A 7467-nucleotide genomic window follows, 5' to 3' on the forward strand; every position below is an offset into this window, starting at 1 on the left:
ATCACCGCTCCTGCGCGGGTTGTGGTCATGGTCTCCGGATCCGGCACGCTGCTGCAGGCGCTGCTCGACGCCGCAGTGGGCGACTACCCCGCACACGTCGTGGCCGTGGCCGCCGACCGCATCGGCATCGAGGGCCTCGCCCGGGCCGAACGGGCGGGTGTCCCGACGTTCACCGTGCGGGTGCGCGACCACACCGACCGTGCCGATTGGGACGCCGCGCTCGCGAAGGCGGTGGCGGAGCACCGCCCTGACCTGGTGGTGAGCGCGGGGTTCATGAAGATCCTCGGGCCCGGTTTCCTCGCGGGCGTCGGCTGTCCGGTGATCAACACCCATCCGGCGCTGCTGCCGTCGTTCCCCGGCGCACACGGGCCCGCCGACGCGCTGGCCTACGGCGTGAAGGTCACCGGCGCCACCGTCCACCTCGTGGACGAAGGTGTCGACACCGGTCCCGTGCTGGCGCAGGGCGCCGTCGTGGTCGAGCCCGGCGACACCGTCGACACGCTGCACGAACGCATCAAGATCGAGGAGCGGCGGTTGCTCGTGGGCACCGTCGCCGCGCTGGCCCGGCAAGGGGCCACCGTGACCGGACGAGAGGTGACCATTCCGTGAGTGCCGAGCAGCGCCGACCCGTGCGTCGGGCCCTGATCAGCGTCTACGACAAGGCGGGGCTGCTGGATCTGGCCACGGGGCTGCACGCGCTGGGTGTGGAGATCGTGTCCACCGGTTCCACCGCGCAGCGCATCGCCGACGCGGGCGTCCCCGTCACCCCCGTCGAGCAGCTCACCGGGTTCCCGGAGTGCCTCGACGGCAGGGTCAAGACGCTGCACCCGCGCGTGCACGCCGGCCTGCTGGCCGACACGCGCAAGCCCGAGCACCTCGCGCAGCTCGAGGAGCTGGGCATCGCGGCGTTCGACCTGCTGGTGTCGAACCTGTACCCGTTCACGGCCACGGTCGCGTCGGGCGCCACGCCCGACGAGTGCGTCGAGCAGATCGACATCGGTGGCCCGGCGATGGTGCGGGCATCGGCGAAGAACCACGACAGCGTGGCCGTGGTCGTCGACCCCGCTCGCTACGAGTGGGTGCTCGAGCAGGTGAAGAACGGCGGGTTCGCGCTCGAGGACCGCAGGCTGCTCGCGGCGGCGGCGTTCCGCCACACCGCCTCCTACGACGTGGCCGTCGCGTCCTGGATGGGCAGCGTTCTCGCACCTGAGCCCGGCGACAGCCCGTTCCCGTCGTGGGTCGGGGCGTCCTGGGACCGCAGCGCGGTGCTGCGCTACGGCGAGAACCCGCACCAGGCGGCGGCGCTCTACGCCTCAGGTGCCGGTGGCCTCGCCGCTGCCGAGCAGCTGCACGGCAAGGCCATGTCGTACAACAACTACGTCGACTCCGACGCCGCCTGGCGCGCCGCCCACGACCACGGCGACGTCCCGACCGTCGCGATCATCAAGCACGCCAACCCGTGCGGCATCGCCGTCGGCACCGACATCGCCGATGCCCACCGCAAGGCGCACGCCACCGACCCGGTCAGCGCGTTCGGTGGCGTGATCGCGGCCAACGCCGAGGTCAGCGTCGCGATGGCGGAGCAGATCGCCGACGTGTTCACCGAGGTCGTGCTCGCCCCGTCCTACGCCGACGGTGCGCTCGAGGTCCTCACCCGCAAGAAGAACGTGCGGGTGCTGCGCCTGGCCGGGCCCGTCGTGCGTGGCGGTGCGGAGCTGCGGCCGATCTCGGGCGGGCTGCTGCTGCAGCAGCGCGACGCGATCGACGCCCCCGGCGACGACCCCGCCAACTGGACGCTCGCCACGGGCGAGCCGGTCGCCGCGGAGGTGCTCGCCGATCTCGCGTTCGCGTGGCGGGCGTGCCGCGCGGTGAAGTCCAACGCCATCCTGATCGCTGCCGGCGGGGCGGCCGTCGGTGTCGGGATGGGACAGGTCAACCGCGTCGACGCGGCGCGGCTGGCGGTCACGCGCGGTGGTGAGCGGGTCCGCGGCGCGGTGGCCGCGTCGGATGCGTTCTTCCCGTTCCCCGACGGCCTGCAGGTGCTCCTCGACGCCGGGGTCGTCGCGGTGGTCCAGCCCGGTGGATCGGTGAACGACAAGGAGACCATCGCCGCTGCCGCGGCGGCCGGGATCCCGATGTACATGACGGGCACGCGGCACTTCGCGCACTGAGCTGCCCACCGCCCCCGCCTCGTTGCAGGAAAGCCACTTTCCCGCAACGAGGTTGCAGCAAAGTGGCTTTCCTGCCATCGCCGCGCGAAGGCAGCCTGCCAGCGGGGACCTACCGGGAACCGCACCCGACGGCCCTCGCCGGGCCCCGCACGCCTTCAGCAAATTCGGCCCGGCCCCGTCACCGGTTTCCTAGGATGGGCCCCGTGACGAAGATCGAACCGGTGACGTTGACCGGCCACCACGTGATCCTGGAGCCGCTGCGCCACGACCACCACGACGGCCTGGTCGCCGCCGCGCGGGACGGTGAGATGTGGAACCTCTGGTACACGACCGTCGCCACGCCGGACGGGATGCGGGCCGACATCGACCGCAGGCTCGGGCTGCAGGACGCCGGTTCGATGCTGCCGTTCACGACGCGGCGGGCCGACACCGGAGCGATCATCGGCATGACCACGTACATGAACATCGACGCCACGCTGCCGCGCGTGGAGATCGGCTCCACCTGGAACGCGCGCAGCGCCCACGGCAGCGGCACCAACCCCGAGAGCAAGCTGCTGCTGCTCGAGCACGCGTTCGAGGTGCTCGGCTGCGTGGCGGTCGAGTTCCGCACGCACTGGATGAACCACCAGAGCAGGGAGGCCATCGCCCGGTTGGGTGCCAAGCAGGACGGCGTGCTGCGCAACCACATGCGGATGCCGGACGGGTCGATGCGCGACACCGTCGTCTTCTCGGTACTGCCCACCGAGTGGCCGATGGTGCGCAGGGGGCTGGAGCACCGGCTGGCGAAGCGAGCTACCGCTCCCGGCGCGGCCACAGCCTGATCACCGCCAGCAGGGCGGCCAGCAGGGTGCAGCCGGCCACGACGTACCAGAGCACGTCCATGCCACCGAACGCGATCGCTCCGGCCGGCATGGCGGCGAGCGAGGTGGATCCGCACTTGCCGTACACCTCAGCCCGGTCCGGTGAGCAGCGCCGCCGGGTGGTGGTGCCAGTGCTCGCTGCGCCCGGCGAGCGCGTCGGACGCGGCCCGGAGGAAGACGGCCTGCTGGAACAGGTCGTAGGCGAACTCGACGACCACCGGTGCGGCCAGCGCCATCGCCCGCCAGCCGCTGCGGCGCACGGTGATCACCCGTTCCAGCACGAACACCGCGGTGATCGCGAGCCAGAACCCGCGGGGCACCCCGAGCTCGCCGTGCGTGGCGAACAGGAGCGTGGCGAGCACGAACAGCGCCACGGCGGCGATGCCGAGGTACATCGCGACCTGCTTGCCGATGTACGGGAGCGTGACGGGGGTCAGGCCGTAGGCACGGAGGTTCTCCAGCGCGCCGCGCTGCCAGCGCAGCCGCTGGTGCCACAGCGCCCGCCACGTCGGCATCAGCTCGGTGATCACGCGGCACTCACGTGGCGATGCCGCCCCGTAGCCCAGCGTCTTGATCGCGAGCGTGATCTCGTTGTCCTCGGTGAGCGCTGCCAGGTCGTAGACGGTTCCGGGACGTCCGGGCAGCCGGGCTCCGCGCGCCGCGGCCACCTCGCGCAGCACCTCGGCCCGGAACAGCGTGGCCGTGCCGGTCAGCACCACCGCGCGGCCGTTGCGGCGGGCCACCTCGCGGCCGTAACGCGCGTACTCGTTGCGCTGCAGCGCGCCGACGAGCCCGCCGCCGGGTCGGCCCTCGAACACGCCACCGACGGCTCCCGCGGCGGGGCGTTCGCGCAGCGTCCGGACCGCGGCTGCGAGGAAGTCGGGTGCGATCGCGGAGTCGGCGTCCATCACGAGCACGAGGTCGCCCGCCGGCAGGGTGGGCAGCACGACGTCGAGCACCTGGTTGAGCGCGCCCGCCTTGCGCGCGGTGTTGCCGACGGTCGTGACGACCTCGGCACCCAGCCGGGCGGCCACGGTGGCGGTGGCGTCGGTGCAGTTGTCGGCGATCACGAGCAGGCGATCCGGCGGCAGGGTCTGTGCGCGCAGCGAGGCGATGGCGGCGGGGAGCGCCTGCGCTTCGTCATGCGCGGGGACGAGCACGGTGACGGCAGTGCCGAGCTGGACCATGTGGCGCATTTTGATAGGCCGAACGGTCCAGTCCCAGACTTGTTCTTCGGCGCGGTGTGCGCTACAGCGAGTGTGACGCGACGTCACTCATTCGGTGTGGAACACCTCTTCGAGTGATGCCCACCATTCGCCGGGCGCCGCGGAGTCCACCGGCTGTTGGCAGGGATCGGTGAGCGCCCACCATTCGCGGGTGCGCGGATCCGCGGCCATGGCGGCCATGTCGGCGTCGAGGTCGGTGCCGGTGTACTCGAAGTAGCTGAAGAGCAGCCCGTCGCGCAGGAAGATCGAGTAGTTGCCGATGTTGCTGCTGGCGATCTGCGCCAGCACGTCCGGCCAGACGGCGGCGTGCAGGCGGCGGTAGGTGTCCTCGTGTTCGGGGCGGAGGCGGATCACGGAGCCGACGCGGCGCATGGGGGCCATCCTGGCGGATCCCTCGAAGTGGGGCTTGAAGCACCTCGGGACCCGCGCTATTGTTCGAACACACGTTCGACTTCGCCGACTTCCCCGCGGCGCGAATGCCGGGGAGGCATGCCCGTGGCCGATGTCGCTGTTCCCGATCGCCCGGTTCCCGATCGCTCGGGCCACCGTGTGCCTCGAGGGGATGCGGCCAGCAGGTTGGAGCTGGCGCGCGGGTTGCTGCGCGGCATGGAGGACCGCGCCGCGGGCGTCCGGCCGCAGGACGCCGTGGCGGCCTCCGACGACCAGGTGCTCCCGGTCGCGGCCCCGCTGGCCGCCTTGCTGCCGTCGGGCGGGCTGCGGCGGGGATCCACGGTGGCGCTCCCCGATGCGGTCGGTGCCACATCGCTGATGTTCGCGCTGCTCGCCGAGGCGTCCACCGGCGGGGCGTGGGCGGGTGTCGTCGGCCGTCCGGCGCTGGGGCTGCTCGCCGCCGTCGAGGCGGGAGTGCGGTTGGAGCGGCTGGCGCTGGTCCCGGAGCCCGGCCGCGATCTGCTCGCCGTGCTCGTCGCGCTGCTGGATGGGATGGACGTGGTCGTGGTCGCCGATGCGGTGCGCGCGGGGGTGCGCGCCGCCGATCGGCAGCGGCTGGCCGCGCGCGCCCGGCAACGCGGCGCGGTGCTGGTGTCGCTCGGGCCGTGGCCCGGCGCTGACACCGAGCTGAGCTGCACCGATGCGCGGTGGGGCGGGCTGGGCGCGGGGGTGGGGAGGTTGCGGGCCCGGCGGGCCCGGGTGCTCGTGCGCGGGCGCGGGGGGATCGCGCGGGCCCGCAGCGCCGGGATGCTCCTGCCCGCATCGGGTGGCCGGGTCGCGCCGGTCGCCGAGCCCTGGGAGATTCGACCGGTGCCGATCCGGGCGGCAGGATGAGCGGGGGGATGAGCGAGGGCACGAGCGGCGCCGGTCCGGTCCGGGTGCTCGCGTTGTGGCTGCCCGACTGGCCGGTCACAGCGGCCGCCGCGGCCGCACACGTGCCCGCCGAGCAGCCCGCAGCGGTCATCGGGGCCAACCGGGTGCTCGCCTGCTCGGCGGTGGCCAGGGCCCAGGGGGTGCGCCGCGGCCTGCGCCGTCGGGAGGCGCAGGCTCGCTGCCCGGATCTCGCGGTGCTCGCTCCCGACGCCGATCGCGATGCTCGCGCGTTCGAACCGGTGGTGGTGGCCGTCGAGGAGCTGGCGCCCGGGGTGGAGGTGGTCCGGCCGGGGCTGGTCGCGCTGCCGGCCAGGGGCCCGGCGGGCTACTTCGGTGGTGAGCTGCGGGCCGCCGAACGGCTGGTCGACCAGGTCGCCGCGCGCACCGGCGCGGAGAGCCAGGTCGGGGTGGCCGACGGGCTGTTCGCGGCCGTCATCGCGGCGCGCAGGGGAGTGGCCGTCGGGCCGGGCGACACGCGGGCCTTCCTCTCCGGGCTGGAGGTGGAGGAGCTCGATCGCGAGCCAGGGGTCGACCGGTCGGAGCTGATCGGGCTGCTGCGCAGGCTCGGGCTGCGCAGCCTGGGCGCGTTCGGTGGCCTCGACGCGCAGGATGTCGCGTCCCGGTTCGGGGCCGATGCCGTGCTCGCCCACCGGCTCGCAAGGGGCCTCGACCCCCGGCCTCCGGTGCGGCGCCACCCGCCGGAGGAGCTCACCGCCGAGGTCGAGCTCGATCCACCCGTCGATCGAGTCGACGCCGCGGCCTTCGCCGCCCGCGGTCTCGCCGAACGGCTGCACCGCACGCTCGCCGGGCACGGCCTGTCCTGCACCCGGCTCGGTGTCGGGGCCCGCACCGTCTCCGGCGAGGTGCTGTACCGGATCTGGCGCTGCGCCGAGCCGCTCACCCCGGCCGGCACGGTCGACCGGGTCCGCTGGCAGCTCGACGCCTGGCTCACGGCCCGCTCCCGCTCGACGGCGACCGCAGGCGGGCCGGGAGCGGTGGCGCTGCTGTGGTTGGTGCCGGAGGAGACGGTCGCCGCGGGCGCGCTGCAGCTCGGGCTCTGGGGCGAGATCGGGGAGGCCGACGAGCGGGCCGGGCGGGCGCTGGTGCGGGTGCAGGCGCTGCTCGGGCCGGAGTCGGTGGTCACGGCGGTGCTGGTGGGCGGGCGCGATCCGGCCGAGAGGGTGCGGCTGGTGCCGTGGGGCGACGATCGGGGTGACCGGGAGGTGGCACCGGCAGCGAACCCGGTGCGCAGGCCACGGGTCGTGAAGGCGGCGAAGGGCACCGATGGCGCACTGGCCGATGTCGCGCTGGTGTCCACCAAGCCCGTCGCGCCTGCCGGCTGGCCCGACGACGTGCTCGCGGCCACCGGGCGCATCTCCGCCGCCGATCCGATGGCACCGGGTCGCGGGCCGTCCACCAACCGGCGCCGCCGGGTCCCGGCTCCGCGCCGGTCGCCGCGCCCCGCCATGGATCACGAGCCGCCGCCACCCTGGCCGGGGCGGCTGCCGGCCCCCTCACCGGCCACGGTGCCCCCGCAACCGCTGCCTGCCCAGTTGCTGGATGCAGCGGGCGAGCCGGTGCGGCTCACCGCGCCCGACCTGCTGTCCGCGCCCCCGCGGTCGGTGGTGGTCGACGACGGTGAGCCCGGCACCGTCACGGGATGGGCGGGACCGTGGCCACTGCAGCAGCGGTGGTGGGCTCCGGGCGCCGATGCCGCCGGCAGCAGGTTGCAGGTGCTCACCAACGACGCCGCGGCGATGCTGATGATCAGCAGGCAGGGGAGGTGGTGGGTCACGGGCATCTACGACTAGTAGGCCGACGGTCTACTAGGGCGTGTCCTGTAAGCCGGTGCGCAGCCATAACACGATCGCGGCGATGATGAGTTCG

At 73.7% G+C, this 7467-nt stretch carries 8 protein-coding genes; 5 read left to right on the forward strand and 3 right to left on the reverse strand.

Translation table 11 applies throughout. The features are described 5' to 3' along the window. Positions 1-27 precede the first annotated feature (27 nt). From purN to ACFPFQ_RS04870, 3 genes are all read left to right on the forward strand, one after another. On the forward strand, positions 28-609 hold the full coding sequence (gene purN / locus ACFPFQ_RS04860; RefSeq protein WP_379615187.1) for a phosphoribosylglycinamide formyltransferase: 582 nt from the start codon (positions 28-30) through the stop codon (positions 607-609). Next, positions 606-2171 carry a bifunctional phosphoribosylaminoimidazolecarboxamide formyltransferase/IMP cyclohydrolase gene (gene purH / locus ACFPFQ_RS04865; protein WP_379615159.1) on the forward strand — a complete coding sequence of 522 codons (1566 nt, stop codon included), beginning with the start codon at positions 606-608 and terminating at the stop codon, positions 2169-2171. Before purN ends, purH begins: the two co-directional genes overlap by 4 nt. Positions 2172-2374: 203 nt before the next feature. Continuing rightward, positions 2375-2992, forward strand: coding sequence for a GNAT family N-acetyltransferase (locus ACFPFQ_RS04870; RefSeq protein WP_379615161.1), 618 nt, complete (start codon positions 2375-2377; stop codon positions 2990-2992). On the opposite strand, the gene ACFPFQ_RS04875 is transcribed toward ACFPFQ_RS04870, so the two are convergent. The 3 genes from ACFPFQ_RS04875 to ACFPFQ_RS04885 form a co-directional block, all read right to left on the reverse strand. Continuing rightward, the gene (locus ACFPFQ_RS04875; RefSeq protein WP_379615163.1) at positions 2964-3119 is read right to left on the reverse strand and encodes a hypothetical protein; all 156 of its coding nucleotides are present in this window, start codon (positions 3117-3119) and stop codon (positions 2964-2966) included. The genes ACFPFQ_RS04870 and ACFPFQ_RS04875 overlap by 29 nt on opposite strands. A 1-nt stretch (position 3120) precedes the next feature. Continuing rightward, positions 3121-4218 (reverse strand): glycosyltransferase family 2 protein, encoded by a 1098-nt coding sequence (locus ACFPFQ_RS04880; RefSeq protein ID WP_379615165.1) that lies wholly within the window; start codon positions 4216-4218, stop codon positions 3121-3123. An 87-nt stretch (positions 4219-4305) separates the two neighbouring features. After that, on the reverse strand, positions 4306-4638 hold the full coding sequence (locus ACFPFQ_RS04885; protein ID WP_379615167.1) for an L-rhamnose mutarotase: 333 nt from the start codon (positions 4636-4638) through the stop codon (positions 4306-4308). A 168-nt stretch (positions 4639-4806) separates the two neighbouring features. On the opposite strand from ACFPFQ_RS04885, the gene ACFPFQ_RS04890 reads away from it, so the two are divergent. Further along, a complete protein-coding gene (locus ACFPFQ_RS04890) occupies positions 4807-5541 on the forward strand; it encodes a hypothetical protein (protein ID WP_379615169.1) in 735 nt (244 codons plus the stop codon). A gap of 8 nt (positions 5542-5549) precedes the next feature. Beyond that, a complete protein-coding gene (locus tag ACFPFQ_RS04895) occupies positions 5550-7391 on the forward strand; it encodes a DNA polymerase Y family protein (RefSeq protein ID WP_379615171.1) in 1842 nt (613 codons plus the stop codon). Positions 7392-7467: the final 76 nt, after the last annotated feature.

The sequence above is a fragment of the Pseudonocardia sp. GCM10023141 genome, from assembly GCF_042653605.1.